The sequence below is a fragment of the Mycolicibacterium tusciae genome (genome assembly GCF_002086795.1).
Classification (GTDB): Bacteria; Actinomycetota; Actinomycetes; order Mycobacteriales; family Mycobacteriaceae; genus Mycobacterium; species Mycobacterium tusciae.
In genome coordinates this window covers 84,828-111,766 of sequence record NZ_MVIM01000015.1, presented here as the reverse complement: position 1 = coordinate 111,766, position 26,939 = coordinate 84,828, and the positions used below count along the sequence as shown (strand labels likewise).

General features: G+C 66.5%; 30 protein-coding genes and 1 tRNA gene. 19 read left to right on the top strand and 12 right to left on the bottom strand.

Annotated features, from left to right (window positions below):
* Positions 1–11: 11 nt before the first annotated feature.
* Together BST47_RS23400 and BST47_RS23395 are read left to right on the top strand one after the other, a co-directional pair.
* Entirely contained in the window at positions 12–1,616 is a 1,605-nt protein-coding gene (locus BST47_RS23400; RefSeq protein ID WP_083128049.1) for an amidohydrolase, read from the top strand.
* A 59-nt stretch (positions 1,617–1,675) separates the two neighbouring features.
* Positions 1,676–3,220, top strand: coding sequence for a long-chain-fatty-acid--CoA ligase (locus tag BST47_RS23395; RefSeq protein WP_083128048.1), 1,545 nt, complete (start codon positions 1,676–1,678; stop codon positions 3,218–3,220).
* A gap of 20 nt (positions 3,221–3,240) precedes the next feature.
* On the opposite strand, the gene BST47_RS23390 is transcribed toward BST47_RS23395, so the two are convergent.
* From BST47_RS23390 to BST47_RS23380, 3 genes are all read right to left on the bottom strand, one after another.
* Positions 3,241–3,867, bottom strand: a complete 627-nt coding sequence (locus BST47_RS23390; RefSeq protein WP_083128047.1) for an SOUL family heme-binding protein — start codon at positions 3,865–3,867, stop codon at positions 3,241–3,243.
* Positions 3,867–4,352, bottom strand: a complete 486-nt coding sequence (locus BST47_RS23385; RefSeq protein ID WP_083128046.1) for a TspO/MBR family protein — start codon at positions 4,350–4,352, stop codon at positions 3,867–3,869. The genes BST47_RS23390 and BST47_RS23385 overlap by 1 nt, the downstream gene beginning before the upstream one ends.
* 96 nt (positions 4,353–4,448) lie before the next feature.
* Positions 4,449–4,940 (bottom strand): DUF427 domain-containing protein, encoded by a 492-nt coding sequence (locus tag BST47_RS23380; protein ID WP_083128045.1) that lies wholly within the window; start codon positions 4,938–4,940, stop codon positions 4,449–4,451.
* A gap of 44 nt (positions 4,941–4,984) precedes the next feature.
* Here BST47_RS23380 and BST47_RS23375 point away from each other — a divergent pair, with 44 nt between their 5' ends.
* From BST47_RS23375 to BST47_RS23345, 7 genes are all read left to right on the top strand, one after another.
* A complete protein-coding gene (locus BST47_RS23375; RefSeq protein WP_083128044.1) occupies positions 4,985–5,950 on the top strand; it encodes an o-succinylbenzoate synthase in 966 nt (321 codons plus the stop codon).
* 62 nt (positions 5,951–6,012) lie between these two features.
* Positions 6,013–6,969 (top strand): GlxA family transcriptional regulator, encoded by a 957-nt coding sequence (locus tag BST47_RS23370; RefSeq protein WP_083128100.1) that lies wholly within the window; start codon positions 6,013–6,015, stop codon positions 6,967–6,969.
* Positions 6,970–6,987: 18 nt separating this feature from the next.
* Entirely contained in the window at positions 6,988–7,734 is a 747-nt protein-coding gene (locus tag BST47_RS23365) for a DJ-1/PfpI family protein (RefSeq protein ID WP_083128043.1), read from the top strand.
* A gap of 53 nt (positions 7,735–7,787) precedes the next feature.
* Positions 7,788–8,288, top strand: a complete 501-nt coding sequence (locus BST47_RS23360; protein WP_083128042.1) for a nitroreductase family deazaflavin-dependent oxidoreductase — start codon at positions 7,788–7,790, stop codon at positions 8,286–8,288.
* A gap of 15 nt (positions 8,289–8,303) precedes the next feature.
* Positions 8,304–9,086, top strand: a complete 783-nt coding sequence (locus BST47_RS23355; RefSeq protein ID WP_083128041.1) for an alpha/beta fold hydrolase — start codon at positions 8,304–8,306, stop codon at positions 9,084–9,086.
* Between the two features lie 2 nt (positions 9,087–9,088).
* Positions 9,089–10,726 (top strand): 2-succinyl-5-enolpyruvyl-6-hydroxy-3-cyclohexene-1-carboxylic-acid synthase, encoded by a 1,638-nt coding sequence (gene menD / locus BST47_RS23350; protein ID WP_083128099.1) that lies wholly within the window; start codon positions 9,089–9,091, stop codon positions 10,724–10,726.
* Positions 10,727–10,748: 22 nt separating this feature from the next.
* Positions 10,749–11,264: a DUF3592 domain-containing protein gene (locus tag BST47_RS23345; RefSeq protein ID WP_083128040.1), complete on the top strand. Its 516-nt coding sequence runs from the start codon at positions 10,749–10,751 to the stop codon at positions 11,262–11,264.
* Positions 11,265–11,267: 3 nt separating this feature from the next.
* Here the strand turns inward: BST47_RS23345 and BST47_RS23340 are convergent, their stop codons facing one another.
* Positions 11,268–11,942 carry a DsbA family protein gene (locus BST47_RS23340; RefSeq protein ID WP_083128039.1) on the bottom strand — a complete coding sequence of 225 codons (675 nt, stop codon included), beginning with the start codon at positions 11,940–11,942 and terminating at the stop codon, positions 11,268–11,270.
* Positions 11,943–12,075: 133 nt separating this feature from the next.
* Here BST47_RS23340 and BST47_RS23335 point away from each other — a divergent pair, with 133 nt between their 5' ends.
* The gene (locus BST47_RS23335) at positions 12,076–13,203 is read left to right on the top strand and encodes a glycosyltransferase family 4 protein (protein ID WP_083128038.1); all 1,128 of its coding nucleotides are present in this window, start codon (positions 12,076–12,078) and stop codon (positions 13,201–13,203) included.
* Between the two features lie 81 nt (positions 13,204–13,284).
* Here BST47_RS23335 and BST47_RS23330 read toward each other — a convergent pair whose 3' ends face one another.
* Positions 13,285–14,109 (bottom strand): SDR family oxidoreductase, encoded by an 825-nt coding sequence (locus tag BST47_RS23330; RefSeq protein WP_083128037.1) that lies wholly within the window; start codon positions 14,107–14,109, stop codon positions 13,285–13,287.
* Positions 14,110–14,179: 70 nt separating this feature from the next.
* Here BST47_RS23330 and BST47_RS23325 point away from each other — a divergent pair, with 70 nt between their 5' ends.
* On the top strand, positions 14,180–14,866 hold the full coding sequence (locus tag BST47_RS23325; protein WP_083128036.1) for a demethylmenaquinone methyltransferase: 687 nt from the start codon (positions 14,180–14,182) through the stop codon (positions 14,864–14,866).
* A 46-nt stretch (positions 14,867–14,912) separates the two neighbouring features.
* Positions 14,913–15,974 (top strand): alpha/beta hydrolase fold domain-containing protein, encoded by a 1,062-nt coding sequence (locus tag BST47_RS23320; RefSeq protein ID WP_083128035.1) that lies wholly within the window; start codon positions 14,913–14,915, stop codon positions 15,972–15,974.
* On the opposite strand, the gene BST47_RS23315 is transcribed toward BST47_RS23320, so the two are convergent.
* Entirely contained in the window at positions 15,971–16,210 is a 240-nt protein-coding gene (locus BST47_RS23315; protein ID WP_083128034.1) for a hypothetical protein, read from the bottom strand. The two genes, BST47_RS23320 and BST47_RS23315, sit on opposite strands and share 4 nt — an antisense overlap.
* A 148-nt stretch (positions 16,211–16,358) precedes the next feature.
* Positions 16,359–16,790, bottom strand: coding sequence for a GAF domain-containing protein (locus BST47_RS23310; protein ID WP_083128033.1), 432 nt, complete (start codon positions 16,788–16,790; stop codon positions 16,359–16,361).
* 21 nt (positions 16,791–16,811) lie between these two features.
* Between BST47_RS23310 and BST47_RS23305 the strand changes: the two genes are divergently transcribed.
* Positions 16,812–17,033 carry a hypothetical protein gene (locus tag BST47_RS23305; RefSeq protein WP_083128032.1) on the top strand — a complete coding sequence of 74 codons (222 nt, stop codon included), beginning with the start codon at positions 16,812–16,814 and terminating at the stop codon, positions 17,031–17,033.
* Here BST47_RS23305 and BST47_RS23300 read toward each other — a convergent pair.
* Positions 17,030–18,598 carry a phytoene desaturase family protein gene (locus tag BST47_RS23300; protein WP_083128031.1) on the bottom strand — a complete coding sequence of 523 codons (1,569 nt, stop codon included), beginning with the start codon at positions 18,596–18,598 and terminating at the stop codon, positions 17,030–17,032. The two genes, BST47_RS23305 and BST47_RS23300, sit on opposite strands and share 4 nt — an antisense overlap.
* An 85-nt stretch (positions 18,599–18,683) precedes the next feature.
* On the opposite strand from BST47_RS23300, the gene BST47_RS23295 reads away from it, so the two are divergent.
* Entirely contained in the window at positions 18,684–19,283 is a 600-nt protein-coding gene (locus BST47_RS23295) for a TetR/AcrR family transcriptional regulator (RefSeq protein ID WP_083128030.1), read from the top strand.
* An 18-nt stretch (positions 19,284–19,301) separates the two neighbouring features.
* Here BST47_RS23295 and menJ read toward each other — a convergent pair whose 3' ends face one another.
* Complete coding sequence (gene menJ / locus BST47_RS23290) at positions 19,302–20,522, bottom strand: menaquinone reductase MenJ (protein ID WP_083128029.1); 1,221 nt, start codon at positions 20,520–20,522, stop codon at positions 19,302–19,304.
* Positions 20,523–20,543: 21 nt separating this feature from the next.
* Here menJ and grcC1 point away from each other — a divergent pair, with 21 nt between their 5' ends.
* The 3 genes from grcC1 (at position 20,544) to BST47_RS23275 (ending at position 23,143) form a co-directional block, all read left to right on the top strand.
* Positions 20,544–21,551, top strand: a complete 1,008-nt coding sequence (grcC1, locus tag BST47_RS23285) for a nonaprenyl/(2E,6E)-farnesyl/geranylgeranyl diphosphat synthase (protein ID WP_207568675.1) — start codon at positions 20,544–20,546, stop codon at positions 21,549–21,551.
* Between the two features lie 41 nt (positions 21,552–21,592).
* A complete protein-coding gene (htpX, locus tag BST47_RS23280) occupies positions 21,593–22,471 on the top strand; it encodes a zinc metalloprotease HtpX (RefSeq protein ID WP_083128027.1) in 879 nt (292 codons plus the stop codon).
* A gap of 147 nt (positions 22,472–22,618) precedes the next feature.
* Positions 22,619–23,143: a hypothetical protein gene (locus tag BST47_RS23275; protein WP_420094062.1), complete on the top strand. Its 525-nt coding sequence runs from the start codon at positions 22,619–22,621 to the stop codon at positions 23,141–23,143.
* 7 nt (positions 23,144–23,150) lie between these two features.
* On the opposite strand, the gene BST47_RS23270 is transcribed toward BST47_RS23275, so the two are convergent.
* Positions 23,151–24,176, bottom strand: a complete 1,026-nt coding sequence (locus tag BST47_RS23270; RefSeq protein WP_083128097.1) for an NAD(P)H-dependent glycerol-3-phosphate dehydrogenase — start codon at positions 24,174–24,176, stop codon at positions 23,151–23,153.
* A gap of 133 nt (positions 24,177–24,309) precedes the next feature.
* On the opposite strand from BST47_RS23270, the gene BST47_RS23265 reads away from it, so the two are divergent.
* Positions 24,310–25,113: a transglutaminase-like domain-containing protein gene (locus BST47_RS23265; protein WP_083128026.1), complete on the top strand. Its 804-nt coding sequence runs from the start codon at positions 24,310–24,312 to the stop codon at positions 25,111–25,113.
* A gap of 4 nt (positions 25,114–25,117) precedes the next feature.
* On the opposite strand, the gene BST47_RS23260 is transcribed toward BST47_RS23265, so the two are convergent.
* Entirely contained in the window at positions 25,118–25,609 is a 492-nt protein-coding gene (locus BST47_RS23260; RefSeq protein ID WP_014209444.1) for a YajQ family cyclic di-GMP-binding protein, read from the bottom strand.
* A 102-nt stretch (positions 25,610–25,711) separates the two neighbouring features.
* Between BST47_RS23260 and BST47_RS23255 the strand changes: the two genes are divergently transcribed.
* Positions 25,712–25,794 (top strand) — tRNA-Tyr (locus BST47_RS23255).
* 217 nt (positions 25,795–26,011) lie between these two features.
* Here the strand turns inward: BST47_RS23255 and BST47_RS23250 are convergent.
* Positions 26,012–26,794: a thioesterase II family protein gene (locus BST47_RS23250; protein WP_083128025.1), complete on the bottom strand. Its 783-nt coding sequence runs from the start codon at positions 26,792–26,794 to the stop codon at positions 26,012–26,014.
* Positions 26,795–26,939: the final 145 nt, after the last annotated feature.

Genomic DNA, 26,939 nt, shown 5'->3' with positions numbered 1-26,939 from the left:
ATACTTTGCGGATGCCCTTCGCAGACTTGGTGATTAACGCGACCGTTCTTACCGTCGACGACGCACAACCCACTGCCGAATCGGTAGCCGTGTCCGGTGGCCGCATTGTCGCGGTCGGCGACAGGGCTGAGGTCGCAGCCTGGATCGGCCCGGACACGCACACCGAGGACCTCGGCGACGCATGTGTCATGCCCGGACTGGTCGAGGCGCATGGGCACCCGCTGATGGAGGCCATCGTGCTGTCGGACCGGATGGTCGACATTCGCCCCGTCACGCTGCCGAACGCCGACGACGTGGTCGCGGCGGTCAACGGCGAAGTCGCCAAGCGCGGGGCCGAGGGCGCCTACCTCAACGGGTGGGACGCGCTGCTGCAGCAAGGACTGCCCGACCCGACGCTCGCCTGGCTCGACGGCATCGCCCCCGAATACTCGCTGGTGATCATTCACAACTCCGGGCACAAGGCGTACTTCAACTCCGCGGCGGCCGCCCGCGTCGGGCTGACAAGTGACACACCGGACCCGAAGGGCGCCAAGTACGGACGGAACGCGGACGGCTCGCTCGACGGGAGCGCCGAGGAGATCCAGGCGGTGTTTCCGCTGCTGCAGGGTGCGATCCAGCCCGCCGACTACCCGGCGATGCTGCACGCCGAACTGGCCCGGCTGAACCGCGCCGGGCTGACGACGTGTTCGGAGATGGCGTTCGACCCGGCATTCCGCCCGGTGATCGAACAGATGCGTGACGACCTCACGGTGCGGCTTCGCGTCTACGAAATGTCCACCGCCGCGATGACCACCGACCAGGTACCTGACAACGGCGACGACATGGTCCGGCAGGCGGGCATCAAGATCTGGGTCGACGGCTCGCCGTGGATAGGCAACATCGACCTGTCGTTCCCGTACCTCGACACCGCGGCCACCCGCAGCGTCGGCATCCCGAAGGGATCGTGCGGCTGCGCGAACTACACCCGTGAGCAGCTGACCGAGATCGTCGGCGCCTACTTTCCGAAGGGCTGGCAGATGGCCTGCCACGTCCAGGGCGACGCGGGTGCCGACACCATCCTCGACGTCTACGAGGATGCCCTGCGCGAGCACCCGCGCGACGACCATCGGCTACGCCTCGAGCACGTCGGTGCGATTCGCGACGACCAACTGCAGCGCGCTCACGATCTCGGCGTCACCTGCAGCCTGTTCGTCGACCAGATCCACTATTGGGGCGACATCGTCGTCGACGGCCTGTTCGGACCTGAGCGCGGAAACCGTTGGATGCCGTGCGGTTCGGCGGTGGCGACGGGAATGCGCATCTCTTTGCACAACGATCCGCCCGTCACACCCGAGGAGCCGCTGCGCAACATCAGCGTCGCCGTCACGCGCACTGCACCGAGCGGCCGGGTGATCGGCCCGGAGCAACGGATCACCGTTGAGCAGGCGATCCGGGCGCAAACCATCGACGCGGCGTGGCAGCTGCACTCCGACGACGTGATCGGCTCGCTGGAAGTGGGTAAGTACGCGGACATGGTGGTGCTCTCGGCGGACCCGCGAACAGTGCCGCCCGAGCAGATCGCCGACCTCGAAGTGCGTGCCACCTACCTGGCGGGCAGGCAGGTCTACGGACGCTGACGCGGCCGGATTGGCCGAAACACGGGTATCGCCGGCGGTGTCCGTGGCAGGCTCAGAGCATGTCTGACCTGGCTGAACCCCGCTTCCTCGACGAACGCACCGCTCATTGGGCCGAAACACGGCCCGACGCCGAGGCGTTCGATTACCTCGACCGATCCTGGACGTGGGCGGAGTGGAATGACCGCGTGCGACGGCTGGCGGGTGCGTTGAAGGAGCGTGGCGTCAAGCGTGGGGATGTGGTGGCGTTCCTCGACAAAAACCATCCCGCCTGTGTGGAGCTGACACTGGCCGCCGCGTCGCTGGGCGCGGCCAACGCGATCATCAACTTCCGGCTGGCCGCCGACGAGCTCGACTACGTGCTCAACGATTCGGGCGCCAAGTTGCTGATCGTGGGCAAGGAACTGCGGCCCAACGTTGACAAGATCCGCGACAAGCTCACCCACGTCGAGCACGTCATCGAGGTGACGCCGGAGGGCGGCGACGGCGACGAGTACGAGGCGATGCTCGCCGCGGCTACGCCCGTCGATCGTCAGGACGATGTCGAGCCCGACGATGTCGCGATCATCATGTATTCGTCAGGCACGACTGGCAAACCGAAGGGCGTGCAGCTGACTCAGGCGAACATCATTGCGCACACGGTGAATGCGCACGAGGGGTTCGAGTTCGACGAAGGCGACAAGAACATGGTGTCGATGCCGCTGTTCCATGTCGGCGGCTCGTCCTATGTGCAATTCGGAATCCACGACGGCGTCCCCAGCGTGATGACCCGCGAGGTCGACGGCGCGTCCCTGGCCGGCGCAATCTTCAAGGGTGCCAACAGGACATTCCTGGTGCCCGCGGTGCTGGCCAAGGTGCTCGACTCCGGTGAGGATGCGGTCAAGCTGTTCGGATCGCTGAAGACGTTCGCCTATGGCGCTTCGCCGATGCCGCTTCCATTGCTGCGTCGCGCGCTGGAAGCATGGCCGAACACCGATTTCATGCAGGCCTACGGGCTGACCGAAGTGTGCGGCGTCATCAGCCACCTGCTTCCCGAGGCGCACCGTGACCCGGGCAAGGAGGAGCGGCTATCGAGTGCGGGCACGCTGGTTCCCAATGCGGAGGTGCGGGTGGTCGATCCCGACACCCTCAAAGACGTGCCGGAAGGTGACCAGGGTGAATTGTGGTTCCGCTCACCACAGTTGATGAAGGGCTATCACAACAAGCCGGAGGCAACGCAGGAGTCGATCACCGAGGACGGCTGGTTCCGCACCGGTGACATCGGGCGCGTCGACGACGGCGGCTACATCTTCGTCGAGGACCGACTCAAGGACATGATCATCTCCGGCGGAGAGAACATCTACTCGATCGAGGTGGAGCGGGTACTCGCCGAGCATCCCGCGGTCTCCGATGTCGCGATCATCGGTATCCCCGACGACAAGTGGGGTGAGGTCGTCAAAGCCGTTGTCCAACTTGAGGGTGAGGCCACCGAAGACGAGTTGATCACCTTCGCCAGAGAGCGGTTGGCCGCGTACAAGTGCCCGAAGTCCGTCGATTTCAAGGACGAGTTGCCGCGGAATCCGACCGGAAAGATCCTCAAGAAAGATCTGCGCAAGCAGTACTCGTAAGGCGGCGTCCGCTCGACGGTCTAGGTCGGTGGCGCAACCGGGATGGCGATTTCGTTGCGCCGCCGGAACGGCAGCGTCCACGGCGGATCGAAGAACCACGCGACCGGCTCGCCGACAGTATTGACGGCGTTGTCGCGCAGAACCTTCCGCAGTTCAGTGGTTCGAGCATCGATGGCCGCCGGGCTGCGGTCACCGGTGAAGCGCAGGACCGCGTAGGTCTCGGCGGGGACCTGGACCAACTGGACGTGCTCGTCATCGGGCGTCGGCAGTGTCTCCATCGTCCACTTCGCCGGCATGAAGAACCGGATCATCGACTCGCCCTCAGTGTTTCGGGCCTGCGCGACCGGAGCCGTCATGGCAATCGTGTCACCGCGCTGCTGGCTGACAGGCGCCGTCATCGAGATCGTCTCGCCGCGATGGTTGCCGCCGAAGATATAACCCGCCAGTCGGCGGAAGCCGATGTTGCGGGCGCGTTCGTCGTCGGCCGCCACCGCCGTTTCGGCGGCGATCCGCGGGCCGTACCGCCGGATTTCTACGCCGTCGGTCAGTTTGGTCGCCAGATAGTGGGGCTCTTCGGTGCCGACGCGGATGCCGACGATCGACAAGATCGATTCGGCAACCTGGCCCGGTATGTCGATCAGTCTCATCAACGCCGCCTGTTCAGCGCCCAGATGTGGGTCGACAGCGCGGTGGCGAACGATGTCCACGCTGCGTAGGCGGCCATCGGGGCTGCCTTCCCACCGCGGACGGCGATGGAGCGCCTGGTCAGGTCGGCGCTGCTGATGGACAGAATCCCGGCCGCGATCGCCGATGTGCCAAGCCAGCGGCGATTGAAGAACAACCAGGACCAACTCCCGTTCAGGATCAGGTTCGTCACCAGCGCGGCAATATACGTCCGCCGCTCGTCTCGTAGTCCGCGTTCCTCCAGTTCGTCGATCGTTGCGGCCGACACCACTGCGATGTCGGCGTACAAGACGGGCCAGACGATTGGAAAGGCTTGGCGCGGAGGTTGATACGGCGGCTTCTTCAGGTTCGCGTACCACGGCGACTGCGCCGGCCGGCTGGCCAGCCCACCGATGACGGCGGTCGCGGCGGTCGCCACGGCTGTTCCTGCGAGAGTTCCTGCCTTCAAGATCTGCTCCTCGTGACATCATTAAGTTTCTTAACTATATCCAGAGGGGGCCGATCTAAACGTGGGCCAAAAGTGACCGATGCATGACGACTAAGGTCACCAGCCCGTCGAGCCCGGCACTCCTTTGAAGGGGCCCGCGACCCAACTCGTGATCCACCCGCCATAGAAGCCCCCCGGCTGTGGAATGACCTGTTCACCGTTGACAGTGCACCGGTCGACCAGTGCAGGCATGACGGCGAGCGCGCCGGCGATCGCGGTGAATCCGCGGGTCGGTGAAACGTAGGTCCATGCCGCCCGTGACGCCACCCGGCGCGGGCTGACGAGATCGAAATAACTCGCCTGCCCCTTCCATTCGCACCATGAGGAGCCGGCCGCCGCACGCAGACTGCCATCGATGAAGCTGCTGGCAGGCAGGTAATAGGTCGGGGGATGGCTGGTCTCGAGCACGCGCCACGCCGCCGTTGTCGATGCGATGACGATGCCACCGAGTTCGACGGTGATCGAACCGTGGAACTCCTCCAGCCGCGGCGGCCGTGGGTAATCCCACACCGACTCCTGGCCGGGGCGCGGTGTGTCAGGGGTGGGCATGTCACCACTGTAAAGCCGGGATCGATGGGCCGGAGCGGGGCAGTATGGTCTGCGTGCCGCAGCTGGACGAGGTTCTCGACGGATTGCATGTCGTCTCGCTGCCGATGCGAGTTCGGTTCCGCGGCATCACCGTTCGGGAGGTCGTGCTCATCGAGGGCCCGGTGGGCTGGGGCGAGTTCGGGGCATTTCCCGAATACGAGCCGCCAGAAGCCGTGTTTTGGCTGGCGTCGGCCGTCGAGGCGGCATACCGGGTGCCCCCCGACGTCCGGCGCGACCGCATCCCCATCAACGCCACCGTGCCCGCCGTCGTCGCCGCGCAGGTGCCCGAGGTGCTGGCCCGGTTTTCCGGCGCGCGCACCGCGAAGGTCAAGGTGGCCGAGCCCGGGCAGACCCTGGCCGACGACGTGGCACGCGTCAACGCCGTACGCGCACTGGTTCCGAGGGTGCGCGTGGACGCCAACGGTGGCTGGAGCGTCGACGAGGCAGCCGAGGCAGCCGCCGCGCTGACCGCCGACGGTCCGATCGAGTACATCGAGCAGCCGTGCGCAACGGTGCCCGAGTTGGCGGCGCTGCGCCGCCGTGTCGACGTGCTGATCGCGGCCGACGAGAGCATCCGCAAGGCCGACGACCCGCTGCGGGTGGTGCGTTCCAAGGCCGCGGATGTCGCGGTACTCAAGGTCGCGCCGCTGGGCGGCGTGGCCAGGATGCTGGAGATCGCCGGTCAGATCGATATCCCGATCGTGGTGTCCAGCGCGCTCGATTCCGCGGTCGGCATCGGCCGCGGACTGCTCGCGGCGGCCGCGCTGCCCGAACTCCCGTACGCCTGCGGCCTCGGAACCGGCGGCCTTTTCGTCGACGACATCGCCGAGTCCGTCGAACCGGTCGACGGGTTCCTGCCCGTCGCACCGGTCGTACCCGACCCGGCTCGGCTGGCCGCGCTGGCCGCGGCGCCGGAACGTCGGCGTTGGTGGATCGACCGGATCCGCGCCTGCTATCCGCTGATGTCCTAATTTGTGGGGACCATGGCCTAGACGCCACCCGCGCGCTGGCCAACACTGAAGGCGTGCGATCGGTGGTCATCCTCGGATTCCCGGGCGTCCAGGCTCTCGACCTGGTCGGCCCGTTCGAGGTGTTCACGGGAGCCACCATCTGTCTGGCCAGTCAGGGACGAGTAGACGAGGGCTATTCCGTCACCATCGTCACCCGGACGGGCGAACCCGCCGCGACTCTCACCGGCCTCGAGTTGGTTGCCCAGACGTTCCCCGACCCGCGCGAACCGATCGACACACTCGTGTTGCCCGGAGGCATGGGCGTTGACGATGCGCGACGGGATCCCGACACCGTCGGTTGGATTCGGATCGCCGCCGAGCAGTCGCGGCGCGTCGTCAGCGTCTGCACCGGCGCCTTCATCGCCGCGCAGGCCGGTCTGGTCGACGGTTGCGTCGCGACCACGCACTGGGCGTTCGCTTCGCAGCTGGCCGACGAGTTCCCCGCGGTGACCGTCGATCCCGAACCGATCTTTGTGCGCAGCTCCGAACAGGTCTGGACGGCGGCCGGTGTCACGGCGGGCATCGACCTGACCCTGTCGCTGGTCGAAGACGACTACGGCACCGACGTCGCGCAGACGGTGGCGCGCTGGATGGTGATGTACCTGCGGCGGCCCGGTGGCCAGACGCAGTTCGCCGCGCCGGTGTGGATGCCGCGCGCCAAGCGGGCACCGATCCGTGACGTGCAGAACGCGATCGAGGCTGAACCCGGTGGCGCGCACAGTATTCCCGAGCTCGCCCGGCGCGCGTCGATGAGTCCTCGGCACTTCACGCGGGTGTTCACCGACGAGGTGGGGGAGGCACCGGGGGCATATGTCGAGCGGATCCGCACCGAGGCCGCCCGCAGGCAACTCGAGGAGACCGACGACACCGTGACGGTCATCGCGGCGCGCTGCGGCTTCGGTAGTGCCGAGACGCTGCGCCGCAATTTCGTTCGAAGACTGGGTATTTCGCCCGACCAATACCGCAAGACGTTCGCCTAGTAGAAAAGAGAGCTCCCAATGTCCCAGCAGATCGCAATCATGGTGTACCCCGGCTTCACCGCACTGGACTTCATCGGGCCCTACGAGGTGCTGCGTAACCTCCCCGATGCCGAGGTGCGGTTCGTGTGGCACGAACCCGGACCCATCACCGCTGACTCGGGAGTGCTGCTCATCGGTGCGACGCACTCGTTCGACGAAACCCCCTCTCCGGACATCATTTTGGTGCCCGGCGGCATGGCGACCTTCGAGCACGCCCGCGACGAGAAGGTGCTCGACTGGGTGCGTAGGGCACACGAGACGTCCACCTGGACGACGTCGGTGTGCTCGGGCTCGGTGATCCTGGCCGCCGCGGGCATTCTCGAAGACCGCCGCGCCACGTCGCACTGGCTGTGCGTGCCGATGCTCAAGCCGTTCGGCGTCGAGCCTGTCGGTGACGAGCGGATCGTGCGCGAAGGCAAGATCGTGACCGCGGCGGGGGTGTCGGCCGGCATCGACTTGGGGCTATGGCTGTTCGGTCAGATCTGCGGCGACGCCAAGGCCAAGGCCGTGCAGCTGGTCATCGAGTACGACCCCCAGCCGCCGTACGACTCGGGTCATATGTCGAAGGCGTCGGCGGCGACCAAGGCGGCGGCCACCGCGGCGCTGAGCGTCGAGACCATCAAGGGACACCAGTTGACGCCGACGGTCCAGCTGCTGTGGGGCGCGGCCATCGACCGCGTGCGCGCCGGCCGCAAGTCCCGCGGGCTTGCGAATTCGGCGCGCTGATAGCCGCTCACGGTTGGTATGCGCGCCCGATTCGCTGCGATACGGTCGCAGGCGTGGGAATTCCCGAGGTTCCGCCCAATCCGCCGTCAGCCATGGTCAGGGCCGGCGCGCGTCTCACGGCGACAGGTCCTGGGCAGACGTTCCTGCGCCGGTACGGCTGGCGCATCGACCGCGCGCTGATCAAGGCGACCAAGGGCCATCTGTCGATCTCGATGGTCCGACCCGAGGTCCTACTCACGCACACCGGCGCGAAGTCCGGTCAGCAGCGCAGCACACCGCTGACGTATTTCACCGACGGCGGCCGCGTCATCGTCGTCGCCTCCAACTACGGCGGCGTTCGGCATCCCGCCTGGTACCACAACGTCAAGGCCAATCCCCGCGTCACGCTCACCTCCCGCGGCTACCGGGGCACCTTCGTCGGCGAGGAAATGCTGGGCGCCGAACGCGACCGACTGTTCGAGCTGGCCACACAGTTCATGCCGAACTATGCGGGATACCAGAAGACGACGCAGGGTCGCCGCATCCCGGTGGTGGCGTTCACCGAGGTCGAGTGAAGTAGCGTCGTCGGCGTGGATCTGGCCTACGACGACCGCGGTAAAGGCGATTCGGTGCTGTTCATCGCAGGTAGGGGCGGTGCGGGTCGCACCTGGCACCTGCATCAGGTGCCGGAGTTCCAGCGCGCGGGATACCGCTGCATCACCTTCGACAACCGGGGTATCGGCGCCACCGAGAACGAAGACAATTTCGGCATCGAGGAGATGGTCGCCGACACCGCCGAGTTGATCGAGAAGCTCGACGCCGGACCTGCGCGCATCGTCGGGGTCTCGATGGGTTCCTACATCGCGCAGGAACTGATGCTGGCGCGTCCAGAGCTGGTCAGTGCCTCGGTGCTGATGGCCACCCGCGGCCGCCACGACCGGGCCCGCAGCTTCTTCCGCGACGCCGAGCGTGAACTCTACGACTCCGGCATCGAGCTGCCCGCCTCCTACGACGCGAAAATCCGTCTGATGGAGAGCTTTTCGCCGGCCACGCTGAACAACGACGACTTCGTCCGCGACTGGGCCGAGATGTTCATGATGTGGCCCACCAAGCCGTCGCCTGGACTGCGCTGTCAGACCGACGCCGTACCCACGAATGATCGGCTGCCCGCTTACCAAAGTATTCCGACGCCCACGCTGGTCATCGGGTTCGCCGACGACATCGTGCTGCCGCCGCATCTGGGGCGTGAGGTCGCCAACGCCATCCGTACCGGCTACTACCTGGAGATTGCCGACACCGGTCACCTCGGATTCCTCGAGAAGCCGCAGGAAGTCAACGCCGCGGCGCTGAAATTCTTCGCCGATAGTCTGTAGTGGTGAACCCCTCGACTACGCAGGCCCGCGTGGTCGTCGACGAACTGATCCGCGGCGGCGTGCGTGATGTCGTGCTGTGCCCCGGTTCGCGCAACGCCCCGCTGGCGTTCGCGCTGCACGACGCCGACCGTGCGGGCCGGCTGCGCCTGCACGTGCGCATCGACGAACGCACCGCCGGCTTCCTGGCGATCGGCCTCGCCGTCGCCGAGCGCGCGCCGGTGTGCGTCGCGATGACGTCCGGTACGGCGGTGGCCAACCTCGGTCCTGCGGTGGTGGAGGCCAACTACGCGCGGGTGCCGCTCATCGTGCTGAGTGCCAACCGGCCGTACGAATTGCTGGGCACCGGAGCGAACCAGACGTTCGAGCAGCTGGGCTACTTCGGCACGCAGGTGCGCGAGACCATCAGCCTCGGCCTCGCCGAGGACAGGCCAGATCAAATGGACGCTCTCAACGCGCAGTGGCGGTCGGCGACGTGTCGAGTCCTAGTGGCCGCCACCGGATCTCGTTCGGCCAACGCGGGGCCCGTGCAGTTCGACATTCCGCTGCGCGAACCGCTGGTGCCCGGCGTCGCGGACAGCTTGAGCTCCAGCGGCAACTATTGCCCGCAAGGACGGCCCGACGGCAAGCCGTGGACGTACACGCCGCCGGTCATCTTCGATCAGCCGCTCGACATCGACCTGACGCCGGACACGGTCGTCATCGCCGGCCACGGTGCCGGTGTGCACCCGAACCTCGCTGCGCTCCCGACCGTCGCGGAGCCGACGGCGCCACCGGCCGCCAACCCGCTGCATCCGTTCGCCCTGCGGCTGGTGCGGCCGAAGCAGGTCATCATGCTGGGCCGCCCGACGCTGCACCGGCCGGTGTCGACGCTGCTGGCCGATCCGGCGGTCCCGGTCTACGCGCTGACGACGGGCCCGCGCTGGCCGGACGTGTCGGGGAACTCGGCCGCGACCGGAACACGCGCCGTGACCAGCGGAGAACCCGATCCCGCCTGGTTGGCGCGATGCGATGAGGTCAACAGGCACGCTGTGGACGCCGTTCGGGCCCAGTTGGAGGCCCATCCGCTCAAGACGGGACTCCATGTGGCGGCCGCCGTCGCCGACGCGGTCCGCACCGGCGACCAATTGGTGCTGGGCGCGTCGAACCCGGTGCGGGATGCCGCGCTCGTCGGCCTCAACACCCAAGGCTTGAAGGTGCGGTCAAACCGCGGAGTCGCCGGGATCGATGGCACGGTGTCGACGGCGATCGGCGCCGCGCTCGCGCATGACGGCAGGACCCTCGCGCTGATCGGTGACCTGACGTTCGTGCACGACAGCTCCGGGCTGCTGATCGGTCCGACCGAGCCGACGCCGCGCAATCTCACCATCGTCGTGTCGAACGACAACGGCGGCGGCATCTTCGAACTGCTAGAGCAAGGCGATCCGCGGTTCTCCGACGTGTCGTCGCGGATATTCGGTACCCCGCACGATGTGGACGTCGGCGCGTTGTGCCGGGCGTACCACATCGACAGCAGGCAGATCGAGGTCGACGGTCTGGTGGAGGCGCTCGACGAACCGTTCGACGGGATGCGGGTACTGGAGGTGAAGGCCGACCGGTCGTCGCTGCGAGCTCTGCACGCGTCGATCAAGGCTGCACTGTGAGCCGAGCGAACGAGACTGCACTGTGAGCCGCGTTATCGCGTTGTGGCGCAAGCTGGTTCCGCGACTGTCGCCCGACCCCACCGAGACGCGGGCGCAGCGTGTGTTCCGGCGGATCCGCATCGGAATCGTGCTCGTCGCGTGTTTGGTGACGCTGCAGTCGGTGCTCATGGTGATGGGCGCGTGGCGTAACGACCGGCAGATCGAGCGGCACATGGGCGTGGCCGCCGCCGAGGTGCTCAGCGCCGGACCGCGACGGTCGACCATCGAGTTCGTGACGCCAGACCGCGTGACCTACCGCCCCGAGCTGGGTGTGCTGTACCCGTCCGAACTGGAGACGGGTATGCGGATCTACGTCGAATACGACACGAACAACCCGGATTTGGTACGGGTCCGGGATCGCAACGCCTCGCTGGCGATCATCCCGGCCGGTTCCATCGCGGTCGTCGGCTGGCTCATCGCGGTGGCGGCACTGTCGGGCCTGGCCTATCTGGAGCGCCGCCGCGACCTAGGGCGGGTTTCGGTGCAGAAGGTCGGGTAGACCTCAGGTCTGCATCAGCGTGTTCAGCCAGTTGTTGTCGTAGATGTCGATCTTCTCGTCGGTCTGCGGGTCGTAAACCGTTGGTGTGCCGGTGTTCAGCGGGTCGATCGCGTACAGGTACTCGAAGTTGGCGGTGTCCATGTCCTGGGTGTTGATCGCTGACCCAGCATCGGCGATGCGATTCGCGACGGTGTCCGGCATGCCCGCCGTCTTCGCCATGTCGGCCATTTCGTCGTCGGTGGGGCCGGGGCCACCCTTGGCCCGTTGCTGGTGTGCGTACAGCTCCTCGACGAGGCGCTGGAACTGCGTTCCCGTCGCATCGCCCTCGGCGGCAAGAAACAGTGCGTTGCTCACATTCGCCGAGTAGCCGCCGCCCCCGCTGTCCAGGAATGTCAAGGGTCGATAGGTGATCTTCAGCGCCCCGACGCCGATGTAGTACGCGAACTGATCGCCGAAATCGGCCTGCAGATCCGCGCAATGGGAACACTGCGGCTCGGTGAAGATCTCGATGCGCGTCGGCGCGTCCTCGAATCCCGCGACGATGCCGTAGCCGTCTTCGCTCAGGGTCAACGGAGGTTGCACGGGATCGCGGAGCGCAGTGCCGGTCACCTGCGTAGTGCAACCGGTGGCAATCAGCACCGCAGCGATGGCCACCGATGCCAACCGGGAAATCCGCATGTCAACCGCCTTTCTTTGAGCGCAGAGTACTCGAAAACGCGGACCTGGAGAATCCGTTCATCGGCACGAGCTATTCGCGTGACATATCCCTGCAGGAAACCTTGACGACAGCCGCCGATGGGACTCTCGAGGCGTGCGCGTTGCAATCGTCGCAGAATCGTTCCTCCCGAATGTCAACGGCGTCACCAACTCGGTGCTTCGGGTGCTCGAGCATCTCCGCTGCACGGGTCATGAGGCCCTCGTCATCGCACCGGACACCCCGCGAGGTGAGCCGGCGGCCGACAAGATCTACGAAGGTATCCGGGTGCACCGGGTGCCGTCGCGGATGTTCCCGAAAATCACATCGCTGCCGCTTGGCGTGCCACGTCCCCGCATGGTGAGTGTGTTGCGCGGGTTCGATCCCGATGTCGTGCACCTGGCCTCGCCGGCTCTGCTCGGTTGGGGCGGCATGCTCGCCGCGCGTCACCTCGGCGTGCCGACAGTCGCCGTATTCCAAACGGATGTCGCAGGTTTCGCAGAGAGCTATGGCATGGGCTTTGCGTCCAGGGCGGCTTGGGCGTGGACGCGGATGGTCCACACCCGCGCCGACCGCACACTGGGGCCGTCGGCCGCTGCGATGGAAAACCTGACGGCCCATCGCATCCCACGGGTGCACAAGTGGGCGCGCGGCGTCGACATCACCGGGTTTGCACCTTCGGCACGCGACGAGAGTCTGCGCAGCCTGTGGTCCCCACGGGGTAAGCCGATCGTTGGATTCGTCGGCCGGCTGGCGCCGGAGAAGCACGTCGAGCGGCTGGCAGCACTGTCGGCGCGCGACGATCTTCAGGTGGTCGTCGTCGGTGACGGCGTCGACCGCGCGAAGCTCGAAACCATGCTGCCGTCAGCCGTCTTCACCGGTGCCCTGTTCGGCTCAGAGCTGGCCGCCGCGTACGCAAGCATGGATGTCTTCGTCCACCCCGGCGAGCACGAGACCTTCTGCCAGGCGGTGCAGGAGGCGATGGCCTCGGGGCTGCCGGCGATCGCACCCAATGCCGGCGGTCCGCGTGATCTCGTCACGCCCTACCGCACCGGACTGCTGCTGTCGGTCGACGAGTTCGAAGCCAAATTGCCAGCGGCCGTCGACCATCTGATCGCCGAACGGCAGCGCTACTCGGTGGCGGCGCGCCGCAGCGTGCTGACCCGGACGTGGCCTGCGATCTGCGACGAGCTGCTCGGACACTACGACGAGGTCATCGGCCTGCGCCGCCTCAAGGCCGCCTAGCGTCGCCTCCGGCGAGCAGACGCTCGCACCCCCTATTTTGCACGCAATTGGGGGTTTTCACGTCTGCTCGCGCTGAAAATGCTAGCCCTGCGCCTCGATCGACACCGGTTGCCATTCCTCCCAGGTAGCCAGCCGGCTTTCGTAGTCGGCCTTGGCCAGCTGCAGCGGCAGCTCACCGAAAAAGATTCGCAGCGGCGGCTTTTCGGCGTCGACGAGCTTGAGTACCGCGGCCGCTGACGCCCTCGGGTCACCGGGCTCCGAGACGCGCTGGCTGCGTAGCCGGTCCGCCTCTTCATGCACCTCTTTGTAATCAGGGTGCGGTGTCGACCGTTTCGACGACGACCCCGCCCAATCGGTCGAGAACCCGCCGGGTTCGATCAGCGTCACATGAATCCCGAACGGCGCGACCTCCTGCGCCAGTGACTGCGAGAACCCTTCCAGGGCCCACTTCGAGGCGTGATAGATGCCGACGTTCTGGAACGCGGTGATCCCGCCGATCGACGACACCTGGATGATGTGCCCGCTGCGCTGCGCCCGAAGGTAGGGCAGCGCCGCCTGGGTGACCCACAGGGCACCGAACACGTTGGTCTCGATCTGGTCGCGCGCCTCCTGTTCGGTCAGCTCCTCGATGAAACCGAAGTGGCCGTAGCCCGCGTTGTTGACGACGATGTCGAGCCGACCGAAGTGATCGTGCGCCTGTTTCACCGCCGCGAAGTCTGCATCGCGGTCGGTCACGTCGAGTTGAATCGGCAGCAGCGCGTCCCCGAATTTCGCGACCAGATCGTCCAGGGTCGACGTGTTCCGCGCCGTCGCCGCGACCTTGTCGCCGCGCTCGAGTGCCGCGATGGCCCACTCTCGCCCGAAGCCCCGCGATGTACCGGTGATGAACCAAACTTTTTCCGCCATGTGCGGGTAAATGCCCGCTGGGGCGCATTCCATTCCCGGCGCCCGGATGGTGACAGGTAGCGTCGCCGTTGTGAACCGCGCGACGCTGGACAAGGATCCCCACGAGGTCGCGTCGATGTTCGACGGGGTGGCGCGCCGTTACGACCTCACGAACACGGTGTTGTCTCTCGGGCAGGACCGCTTCTGGCGGCGGGCGACGCGCGAGGCGCTACGTATCGGCCCTGGTGACAAGGTGCTCGACCTGGCCGCCGGCACCGCCGTCTCGACCGTGGAACTCGAAACTTCGGGGGCATGGTGCGTGGCCGCGGACTTCTCCGTCGGCATGCTCGCGGCGGGCAGTGCGCGCAAGGTGCCCAAGGTCGCCGCCGACGGCACCAAGCTGCCGTTCGGCGACGCCGTGTTCGACGCGGTGACCATCAGCTTCGGGCTGCGCAACATCGTTGACCACGGCGCGGCGCTCCGTGAGATGGCCCGGGTGACGCGGCCCGGCGGGCGGCTGGTTGTGTGCGAGTTCTCGACGCCGACGAACAGGCTGTTCGCGACGGCCTACAAGGAGTACCTGATGCAAGCGCTGCCGCGGATGGCGAGCGCGGTGTCGTCGAATCCCGACGCCTACGTCTACCTCGCCGAGTCGATCCGCGCGTGGCCCGACCAGCCCGACCTCGCGCGACACATCGCCGACGCAGGCTGGTCGGCGGTGCGGTGGCGCAACCTGAGCGGCGGCATCGTGGCGCTGCACGCTGCGACCAAACCTTAACGGTAAAGCGCGCGTTCACAACTGCCGACCGTTGTACGGTCGCGCCATGACTTATGGACGTCACGCTGATCCGGATTCGACACTCGCCACCGATCCCCGCTCCGACCCGCGAATGGTCAAGGCGCTCGCCGAGTTCGGGCTCGACGGTCGGCTGCCGCCGATAGAGCTGGCCGTCGACGCACCCCTTGAGGAGCGGCTGGCGTTCGCGACGATGAGCGAAGAGGGCATGGGCGCGATCTTCGACGTGTTCGCGCAATCAGCATCCGCGGCCGAGGGTGTCACCACCACGACGACCACCGTCACCGGTGACGACGGCAACGACGTCACGCTCTACATCAGCAGGCCCGACGGCGCCGACGGACCGCTCCCGGGCGTCGTGCACCTGCACGGTGGCGGCATGGCGATCGGCGCCGCCGCGGACGTCGGATACATGATGCTGCGCGAACATCTCGCTGCCACCGGGGTCGTCGTGATCGGTGTGGAGTTCCGCAACTCCGGCGGCAAGCTCGGACCGCACCCGTTCCCCGCGGGTCTGAACGACTGCGCAGCCGCGGTCCGATGGGCTGCCGGCAACCGCGGCGAGCTCGGCATCGCGCAGCTGATCGTGTCCGGCGAGTCCGGTGGCGGGAACCTCACGCTGACCGTCGCGCACAAAGCGAAGCGGGAAGGCTGGCTGGACGAAATCGCCGGCTTCTACGCGCAGTGCCCGTACATCTCGAACCGCTGGCTCGAGGACTGTGAGGACCTGCCGTCGCTCACCGAGAACGACGAGTACTTCGTCACGTGCCACCAACTGGCACTGCTCGGCTCGCTCTATGACCCCACCGACAGCCATGGCGACGACGCGGCCTGCTGGGCCGCGGTGGCCACCGATGACGAATTGGCGGGCCTGCCGCCGCACGTCATCTCGGTCAACGAGCTGGACCCGCTGCGCGACGAGGGACTGCAGTACTACCGCCGGCTCCTGCAGGCGGGGGTGCCGACAGTGGGCCGGGTGGTCGCGGGCACGTGCCACGGTGGTGACCTGTTACTGCCGCACGTGATGCCGGAGGTGTTTCACGCCTCGATCCGCGACGTGAGTGGGTTCGCGAAGTCGCTGGGGAGCTAACCGAGGGTCAGAGAGTTGGAGCCGAGGCCGGGCACGACCACTTCACCCATGCCCTGCTGTGGTGACCGAATGCGTTGCTGTTGTTGCTGCTGCTGATCGAAGGGCTGGCAGACGCCGACAGACGTGACCTTTTCGCACGGGCCGGCGGGCGCGGCGCTCGCAACAGCGGCCGTGCCCATCACGGCGGCCGCAATCGCCGTTGCCGCGAATGCTGATCGAACTGTCAGCTTGCGCATCGTGGATTCCTTCCGCCGATGCTTATGTGAACGCCGGTGCACTCCAGAGTAATCCCGCGAAGCGTTTGAAAATAGGTCCTCTAGCTGGGCTTACATTTAGCCGGGCTGTGCAAATCACACGCTCCAGCAATGGTTTTCACGGCAGCTGTCAGCATGCTGGGCGGCGCATGCGCCAAATCGCCGCCGTCTGCTCGCCGACCTCCTGGTCGTGCGTCTGCTGAAAGTTGCGACCTCCTCGCGCGAACGTCGCAAGCACCGCGGAGGGAACCTCCGGTTCGAGGACCGGCTCGGCGATCCACCGGCACGGCCGAACATGAACGAGATCGACGGCGGCGCCCGCATCGTCGTAGAACAGAGGTCCCTCGATGCGGCCGAGCCAGAAGAGACCGTCGGCGTCGCGAGTCCACACGAACGATCCGTCGGCCACGTCGGCGAACCGCGCGACGCGGCGGTCGAGACGATCGTCGGCGCCGGCGTCGCCGAAGCCGACGACCCCCTTCGCAAGCGCGCGACCAACCGTCGATCGAGGATCGATGTCGTCGCGGCGGGACCGCATCGGTGCGCGGTAGACCTCGGGCATTCGCGATATTCTGCACCCGACATGGAGACGTTCAAGCGCTACTTGCTGATTCAGGCCATGATGTTCGTCTTCGGCATCGTCGGCCCGATCTTCCTGATCATGTTCTTCGCCTCCCCGCGCGATCCGGAGCTTCGCTGGGCGTACTGGGCCGGCCTGTTCATCACCGCCGCCGACATCCTCATCGCGTTGGCACTCACCGCCGGAAGCGGGGACAAGAAGAAGACCCCCTCTTCGTCTGACTAGGTGCTGGCCGCGAAATCCTCGATGACCTGATAGCCGGCGTTGTAGCCAGGGGTGAAGGTGATTCCCGGCCCGCCGTGACAACCGGCCCCGCCGAGGTAGAGCCCGTCGATCGGAATCGGCATGTCCAGGAAGCCTTTCGGCCCTGGCCGGTTGGGCCCCATCAGATCTGGGTGCAGTAGACCGTGGCAGAAGTCGCCGGACGGCGCGGCGAACATGGTGTCCATGTGATACGGCGCAAAGGTGATGTGCCGTATCTGGATATCGCGGAAATTAGGCGCATACCGGGTGATCTTGTCGATGACGTTCTCGGCCATCTCGTTCTTGAGCTTGCGCGTGTCTCGGCTGTTCTCGACGGGTAGCGCGTAAGCGAAGGCACTGGCGGCATGCTTTCCCGGTGGTGCCATGCTGGGGTCGTGCACGGACGGGATCTGCATGCCCATCGACGGGTTGTCCGGCACGATCCCGCGCCGGCACTCGTCCCACTGGCGCTGTTGTTCCTCTGGCGAATTGAAGATCGCCACCGACCCGAGCATCTCGGGATCATTGAGGAAGTCGTACGGCGGCGCGAATTCGGGTAGGCCGTCAAGGGCGAAGTGCAGTTGGACAAACGATGCGCGGTGGTCACGGCCGCTGATGCGGGTGACCAGGTCGGCGGGCAGCAGGTCGGCGCCCACCAGGTCGACGAGGGTGTAGTCCGGCGACAGGTTCGAAACCACCACCGGCGCGCTGATCTCAGATCCGTCGCGCAGGCGAACCCCGGTGACGCGGTCATCAGATACCAGGATGCGATCCACCTTTGTGCGATAACGGATTTCACCGCCGGAGGACAGAAACAACTCTCGGAGATGGTCGCAGAGCGCGCCGATGCCCCCTTCGAGCTTGGTCATCATGGCGGTCGTATCGTCGGGCACCGCCAATGCCCACGCCAGACACGTTGCGCTGCCCGGAGTGTAGGGCCCCCGGTAGGTCGAGTTGATCGCCAGGAACGCCAGCATGCCGCGTAACACCGCGTGCTTCTCCTTGTCGGGAAGGTAGCGGTCGATGGCGTCCATCGCGGAGCCGAACATCACATCGTGGATCGCGGTGCGTTCGGCCTCGTTGGCCGCACACGCGTACATCTGGTCAAGTGTTTTCGGCGGTGTGCGAACGTCGAAGCGGCCCAGCGCCTTTGCCGGACCCTGCGACCACCCGATCAGCCCAGCCATCCCGGCGACCGCCTCCATGCCGTGTTTGTCGGCCAGATGGGTCATGAACTTCATGGGGTCGCGGTAGAAGATCAGCGGCTCCTCGCCGGCGTCGCCGAGATTCACCGACTGCACCTCGGCGTCGACGGTCGGCAGCGTGTCCAGCCCGAGCTCCTTGGCGATCTGCGGCGGCATGGGGAACTGCACCGAGCCCGCGATCTCATAGCGGAACCCCTCGATCAGCTCGACCGTCGCCGCCATCCCGCCGCTGTAGGTGTTGGCCTCTACGCACAGCGTGCGCATTCCTGCCTGCTGTAACACGGCCGCAGCCGTCAGCCCGTTATGTCCGGCGCCGACGACGATCGCGTCGTATTCGCTCATGGCCCATTCCCTTCGCCTCGCACACGTCCCAAAAATATGTCAGTACTGACATAAATTTTCAAGGCTCGGCTACCATCGGGCCACGATGACCTCCGCCCCCAACCTGCATGAGCAGCGGCGACGCGCGACCCGTGAGGCACTGCGGCGCGCCGCGCTGGCCAGCTTCGCGGACAAGGGGTTCGCCAATGTGACGGTCACCGAGCTGGCGCGCGAGGCCGGGGTCACCGAGCGGACTTTCTTCCGGCATTTCCCCACCAAGGAAGCGGTGCTGTTCCAGGACTACGAGACGCAGGTGGAGTGGTTGGCCGAAGCGTTGGAGCAGCGACCTCCCACGGAATCGTTGTTCGACGCGGTGCTCGCAGGCATCGTCAGCTTCCCGTTCGACATCGAGGTGGTACGCCAGGCCGCGACCGCCAGGGCGGAATTGATCAGCGCCGAGCGGATCGCCGGGCACCTACGGGTCGTGCAGTCGTCGTTCGCCGCAGTGTTGACCGCCTTCATCGCGAACCGATACCGGGATGTCGCCGACATCGACCTCGTCGCCGACGTGGCCGGGGCGGTGGTCGCCGCGGCACTCGTGACGGCCGTCGAGCACTGGGGTCGCAACGGCTGCACCGGTGACCTCGGCGAGATCACGGCGAGGTCGATGAACCTCGTCCGCTCGGGCCTTGCGCCGCTGTCCTGATTCGCCGTGGCGATCCGACTAGCTGAACGGCGGGCGTTCGTCGATCCGACGCGAGGCCGCACCCGCACGCCGCCACAACCGCGCAACCCAGTCCGCGTCCTCGTCGGTGACGAAGTTGCCCATGACGCGCACCGCGACCGTCATCAGGAACGACGAGCGCATCGCGAGCGGACCGGTCGCGGGCAAGAAGCGCGGGATCGTCAGCAGCAGCCCCAGCCGCCGCGCCACGGAGAAAGCTTGCGCGTAGTGCGCCGACAGCACCGCGGGCCACGCCGATGTCAGATCGCCGGTGCCCAGCAGCTCGGCTGCGAGCCTGCCGGTTTCCAGCCCGTAGTCGATGCCCTCGCCGTTGAGCGGGTTGACGCAGGCCGCGGCATCGCCGATCAGCATCCAGTTCGGCCCGGCCACTCCGGATACGGCACCGCCCATCGGCAACAACGCCGACAGGCCCGCGCGCGGCGCACCGTCGAAGCCCCATTCCTCGCGGCGCAGGTCGGTGTAATACGCCATCAGCGGACGCAGTGCGGCGTCGGCCGGCCGTTTGGACGTCGCGAGCGCACCGACACCGATGTTCACCTCGCCGTTGCCCAGCGGGAAGATCCAGCCGTAGCCGGGCAGCACCTCACGTTCGGGTGAGCGCAGTTCCAGATGCGACGTGATCCACGGTTCGCTCGCGCGCGGCGTGCCGATGTACCCGCGGATGGCCACGCCGTACACCGTCTCCTTGTGCCACTCACGACCGAGCACGCGTCCCAGCGTCGAGCGGGCGCCGTCGGCGACGATCAGCTCGCCGCAGCCGATCTCGGCGCCGTCGTCCAGCACCAGGGACGTCACTCGTCCTGACGAATCGTGATGGGCATCAACGACTTTGGCGCCGAGCATCATCTTGGCGCCCTCATCGACCGCCACCATGCGGATGCGGTCGTCGAGTTCGGTGCGCGGGACCGCGCTCGAGGTGGCGGGGAACGACGGACCCGGCCACTCGATTTCGACGTCCGCGCCGAACCCCGCCATCCGCAACCCGCGATGTCGCACGCGACCGTCCAGCCACGCACCGAGCCCGAGATGCTCCATCTCCTGGACCGCGCGCGGTGTCAGACCGTCGCCGCACGCTTTGTCGCGCGGGAACTGGGCCGAATCGATCACCAGCACGTCGCGCCCGGCCCGGCACGCCCACGCCGCCGCGGCGGAACCGGCGGGTCCGGCCCCGACGACCACCACGTCGGCTCGCGTATGCATAGCTCCCAGTATGTTGGCAGGGTGAGGACACCGGCGAGTGTGGTGGCAGGCGTCGACTTCGGAGACCCCGCCTTTGCGCAGGATGTGCGCGAGGCCGTGGCCCGAATCGAAGATTTGATGGCCACTGAGCTGGGCAAAGCCGATGAACTGATGTCCGCGGCCGTCCAGCACCTGTTCCAGGCGGGCGGTAAGCGGTTCCGTCCGCTGTTCACGGTGTTGGCGGCGCGCCTCGGCCCCGACCCCGATGCGTGGCAGGTCGACGTGGCAGGCGCCGTCATCGAACTGGTGCACCTGGCGACGCTGTACCACGACGACGTCATGGACGAGGCTCAGGTGCGTCGCGGTGCTCCGAGCGCGAACGCGCGGTGGAGCAACAACATCGCGATCCTCGCGGGCGACTACCTGTTCGCGACGGCGTCGCGGCTGGTTTCCCGGCTGGGTCCGGAGGCGGTGCGCGTGATCGCCGACACGTTCGCCCAGCTGGTCACGGGCCAGATGCGGGAAACCCGCGGCGCGGCCGACCATGTCGACTCCGTCGAGCACTACCTGAAGGTGGTGTACGAGAAGACCGCCTGTCTGATCGCGGCGTCCGGCCGGTTCGGGGCGACGTTCTCCGGTGCCGACGAGGAGCAGATCGAACGGTTGAGCCGCCTCGGCGGCATCGTCGGCACCGCGTTCCAGATCTCCGACGACATCATCGACATCGACAGCGATCCCGACGAATCCGGCAAGCTGCCCGGCACGGACCTGCGCGAAGGCGTGCACACGCTGCCGGTGCTCTACGCGCTGCGGGACACCGGCCCGGACGCCGACCGGCTGCGTGAACTGCTCGCAGGCCCCGTCGAGAACGACGACGACCTGGCCGAGGCGCTGCGCCTGCTGCGTGCCTCGCAGGGCATGGTGAAGGCCAAGCAGACCGTCGCCGAGTACGCCGCACAGGCACGCGAAGAGCTGGCGAACCTGCCCGAGAGCCCCGGGCGCCAGGCGTTGGCGACGCTGGCCGACTACACGGCCAATCGTCACGGCTGACGGAGCGGAACTTGCAGAGCCGGGCTAAGCGTTAAACGGGCATGACCTGGCATCCGCACGCCAACACGGCCAAGACGTTCCTGCTGCTCGCAGGCTTTTCTGCGCTGATCGTGTTCATCGGCGCGTTGTTCGGGCGCAACATCATGTTTCTAGCCGTCCTGTTCGCCGTCGGCATGAACGTCTACGTGTACTTCAACAGCGACAAGCTGGCGTTGCGGGCGATGCATGCGCAGCCGGTGAACGAGATGCAGGCGCCGATGATGTACAAGATCGTGCGCGAACTCGCGACCACGGCGCGTCAGCCGATGCCGCGGCTCTATATCAGCGACACCGCGGCCCCGAACGCGTTCGCGACCGGACGCAACCCGCGCAATGCGGCCGTCTGCTGCACGACCGGCATCCTGGGCATCCTCAACGAGCGCGAATTGCGTGCGGTGCTCGGCCACGAACTCAGCCACGTCTACAACCGCGACATCCTCATCTCGTGTGTGGCCGGCGCCATGGCCGCGGTCATCACCGCGCTCGCCAACATCGCCTTCTTCGCGAGCATGTTCGGTGGTAATCGCGATGGCGGTACCAATCCCTTTGCCATTCTTCTGGTTTCGCTACTCGGTCCGATCGCCGCGACGGTGATCAAGTTGGCTGTTTCGCGGTCGCGTGAATACCAGGCCGATCAGTCGGGAGCCGAGCTGACGGGCGATCCGCTAGCGCTGGCGAGTGCGCTGCGCAAGATCAGCATGGGCGTGCAGCAGGCCCCGCTGCCGCCGGAGCCCCAGCTCGCCGATCAGGCGCACCTGATGATCGCCAACCCGTTCCGGGCGGGGGAGAAGATCGGCAAGCTCTTCTCGACGCACCCGCCGATGGAAGATCGCATCGCCCGGCTGGAGGCGATGGCCGGCCGCGGCCCAGACCGGTACTGAGTGCGATTTCGGTGCCCGAACGTTCGCTCAGCGATGGTTGGCGCACCGAAGTCGCTGATGGGTAACGTCGCCGCCCTGACCGGCGATGACATGGGCATGCTGCGAGTCACAACCGCACCATCTAGGGTGTGGACCGTGCTGAACAGAATGCTGATCGGCGTCGTGGCGTCTGCGGGGGCGGCCCTCATCGGACTGCCGGGCATCGCGATGGCCCAGCCGCCGGCACCGCCGCCACCGCCACCTCCACCGAACGTGAACGCGTACGCGCCGATGAAGCTGTCGGAGTACCAGGTGATGGAAAACCAGTGGTACGCCTTCAAGACGCCCGACGGCCTGACCTGCGTCCTGCAGCGCAACGGCGGCTACGGCTGCAGCGGCCCGATCCCCGGGGCACCGGAAGGCGCGAACCTGGTCAGTGGTGGCCCCGGCGTCCCGTCGTTCGCCAACTCGGCGGGGGATGTGTTCGCCAACGTCAACGCCAAGCCGCTGCCCGCGGGTTCGCGCCTGAGCTATCAGACGGTCAGCTGCGGCAGCGACGGGTCGGTGACAACCTGCGCGGACAGCCGCAATCAATCCGGGTTCGTGCTCAGCCCGGCGGGCAGCTTCATCATCAACGGCGGCGTCAACCCGCTGCTGGATCGGCCCGAGGGCACCAACCCGTACTTCAACTGAGCACGCGCTAGAACCCCGAGCCGTGCACCTCGTGGCCGGGCTTCTCGGCCGCCAGGCCACGGTAGGCCTGTTCGACGGTGGAACCGTGGTTGATGACGCCGTCGACCTCGCGTGCGATCGGCATGGAGATGCCGTACTTGTCGGCGAATTCCATGATCACGCTGGCGGCCTTGACGCCCTCGGCGACCTGGTTCATCGATGAGATGATCTCCTCGATCGACTTACCGGAGCCGAGTTGTTCGCCGACGTGGCGGTTGCGGCTGCGCTGACTCGTGCACGTGACGATGAGGTCGCCCATGCCGGCCAGGCCGGCGAAGGTATCGCGGTGTCCGCCCATCGCCTCGCCGAGTTTCGACATCTCGCGCAGCGCGCGGGCGATCACCATCGCGCGGGTGTTTTCCCCGATGCCAAGGGAATAGCCCATTCCCACGGCGATCGCGTACACGTTCTTGAGCGCACCGGCCATCTCCACCCCGACGACATCGTCGGTGGTGTAGGTGCGAAATCGCCTGGTGCGGAACAGCTTTCCGAGGTTTGCGGCGAGACGTTGGTCGGGCATGGCGAGCACCGCGGCGGCCGCGTAACCCTCGGCCACTTCCCGCGCGATGTTCGGCCCGGCGAGGATACCGGCAGGGTGTCCGGGCAGCACCTCGTCGACGACCTGGCTCATCCGGTAATTCGTGCCCTGCTCGAGACCCTTGACCAGAGACACCACCGGCACCCACGGCCGAAGTTCCATCGCGAGTTCGGTCAACACCCCGCGGAAGCCGTGCGAAGGCACGCCCATGACGATGACGTCGGCGCACTCGGCGGCCTCGGAGAAGTCAGTGGTGGCCTTGAGGGTGTGCGCCAGCTCGACCTCGTTGCCGAGGTACTTGGTGTTGCGGTGCTTGTCGTTGATGTCGTCGGCGGTCTCCTGGGAACGCACCCACTGCAGCGTCGGCCCGCGCCTGGCGCAGATGGACGCCACGGTGGTGCCCCATGAGCCTCCACCGAGGACGACGACTTTGGGTTCGCGCTGCGCAGGTGCCATGCCGATCAGGGTATGACTGTCGGCGAGCCGCGCGGACCGGTTTGTGGCGACTGAATGCGGGTAGATCCTCTGGCGAGTCCCACGTTCGTCATCTGGCTCGCACAACCCGACCGAGAGGCGCATCATCAGCAGCATGAGGCGAGACGTCGGCGCACAGCTCGAAGTCCAGGTGCTCGCGCCGACCGAACTGGAGTTCCAGATCGCCGTCGCACCGCACGTCAATGCTCACGTGTCGGAATCGCTGTCCTTCGTGTTGGACGGAAAAGCAGTGCAGCCCTTGGAGATAAGCGGAACGCACGGCAACCGGATCCACAAGCTTGACGTTCAAGGCGGGTTGCTGAAGGTCGACTATGCCGCGACCGTCACCGGACGGGCTGATCCGCCGCCGGTCACCGAGTACGAGAAGTCGGTGTACCTGAGGCCGAGCCGCTACGCGGAGGCCGACAAGTTCTTCGGGTTCGCGGCAACGGAATTCGGCAACTACGTTGATTCGGCGACGCTGCTGGAGAAGGTGTCGTCATGGGCGGGTACGCGGCTGAACTACGTGCCCGGGTCCAGCGACCCGATCGACGGCGCGGCGGACACGTTGCTCGCCGGGGCCGGAGTCTGCCGCGACTTCGCGCACCTGGTGGTGGCGCTGCTGCGAGCCGTGTTCGTCCCGGCCCGCGTCGTGTCGGTGTACGCGCCGGGCCTGTTCCCCATGGACTTTCACGCGGTGGCCGAGGCGTTCGTCGAGGGGCAGTGGCGCGTCGTCGACGCCACGCTGCTGGCGCCGCGGCAGACACTGGTCCGCATCGCCACCGGACGCGACGCCGCCGACACCGCCTTCCTGGACAACCACAGGGGCGGAATCAACCTGAACTGGATGTCGGTGACCGCCGTCACCGACGGCGACCTGCCGAGGGACCCGATCGGCGAACTGGTGTCGATCGGCTAGGGCGTCAGCGGTAGTTGACGAACTGCAGGGCGACGTCCAGGTCGGAGCCCTTGAGCAGGGCGATGACGGCCTGCAGGTCGTCGCGCTTCTTCGACGACACCCGGATCTCATCGCCCTGGATCTGAGCCTTGACGCCCTTGGGGCCCTCGTCGCGGATGATCTTGGTGATCTTCTTCGCGTCCTCGCTGCTGATGCCCTGCTTCATCTGGCCGCTGACCTTGAAGGTCTTGCCCGAAGCCTGGGGCTCGCCGACGTCGAATGCCTTCATGGAGATGTCGCGGCGGATCAGCTTCTCCTTGAAGACGTCGATCGCCGCCTTGACCCGCTCCTCGGTCGAGGACGTGATGACGACGGTCTCCTCGCCCTGCCAGGCGATGGAGGTGTCGGTGCCGCGGAAGTCGTAGCGCGTGGACAGCTCCTTGGCCGCCTGGTTCAGTGCGTTGTCGGCCTCCTGACGGTCGACCTTGCTCACGACGTCGAACGATGAATCCGCCATTGGACTCGGCCCTCCTGGTCTCTGGTGCGTTTTCGTCTTAGCACCATCCTCGTTGTACCCTGCTATTCGCACCAACCCGGCACCCGGGTGGTGCAGCACCCAGGCAGGTTGCCCGAGCGGCCAATGGGAGCGGACTGTAAATCCGTCGGCTTACGCCTACGCAGGTTCGAATCCTGCACCTGCCACCCAGCATTGCCCTAGGTCAGGAGTGGTTTTCACGCCCGACAGCGCAGCGCGCGATGGGCGTAGCAGGAACTGACTAGCGGAACGGTGATTTGGCGACCTGCTCACCCCGCGATCAAATCTGTCGCGATCCGATTGAGCTGTGTGAGCCGCGAAACTGAAACTTAAAGGTCTTCTCGCACTTTGCCTGCACGACTTCGGTCTAGGCGTGCGACTGAGCTATGCGACGTTGGCGTGGGGCGCGTCGAATCCAAAGAGCAGTGGCTTTAGGGCGGCGAACAGTTGCTTGCGGTCGCTGATGTGGAAGTGGTTGCCTTTGAGCATCTGCACTGAGAATTCGGCCACGGTACGCGAACTCCATTGGCGCAGCTCACGCTCGCTGACCAGGAAGTCGTCGCTGCCACCGAAGGCGTGGATCGGGCACGTCAGGGGCACCGACGTGGCGTCGTCATCCGTTGCGCCGAGACGCAGGTCGATTCGAGCTAACGCGACCGCTTTCTTCCGCAGACACGGCCACCGGTCCAGCTCGACCGGTAGACCGCCGATGTCGGACAGGACCTTGCTCAGCTGTTGATCGTCGACTTCGTGCACCATGTGTATCGCTGTCGGCAGGTGCGGTGGGGGGAAGGAAGACACGATCAAGGCGCTCGGCAGGGGTAGGCCCGCCGCCGCGCGCAGGCTCGCCAGTCGGTACGCCACGAGTGCGCCGAAGCTGTGGCCGAAGAATACGTGCGGTTCGTCGAGCAGCGGACCGAGCTGATCGTGGATCGCCTCAACGAGCTCGCTGAGCGTGGCGAAGCGTTCGCGATCGGGCACGTCGACGGCAACAACGTCGACGTCCGCGCTGAGGCCCCTCTTCCAGAGGTTGAACGAGCTGGCCCCGCCCCCGGCGTGATGGAAGCAGATCAAGCGGACGCGTCGCGTCGCCTTCCGCGACCTCGTCGCAGCCGACAAACGGGCGATTGGACGAGCGGGTTCTTCCGTCAGCGTCTTGACCAACATGTCGGGTCCTCCCGGTGGTGTTGAGAACGACTTTGACGTCGGCACCTTGGCGAATCCTTAAAGGATCTGCGTGCACTGTGAGCAATCGTCAGAAACGCGGCCGCCTTGTCGGTAGGCCGACCAGAACTCGACTGGCCAGCGCTGG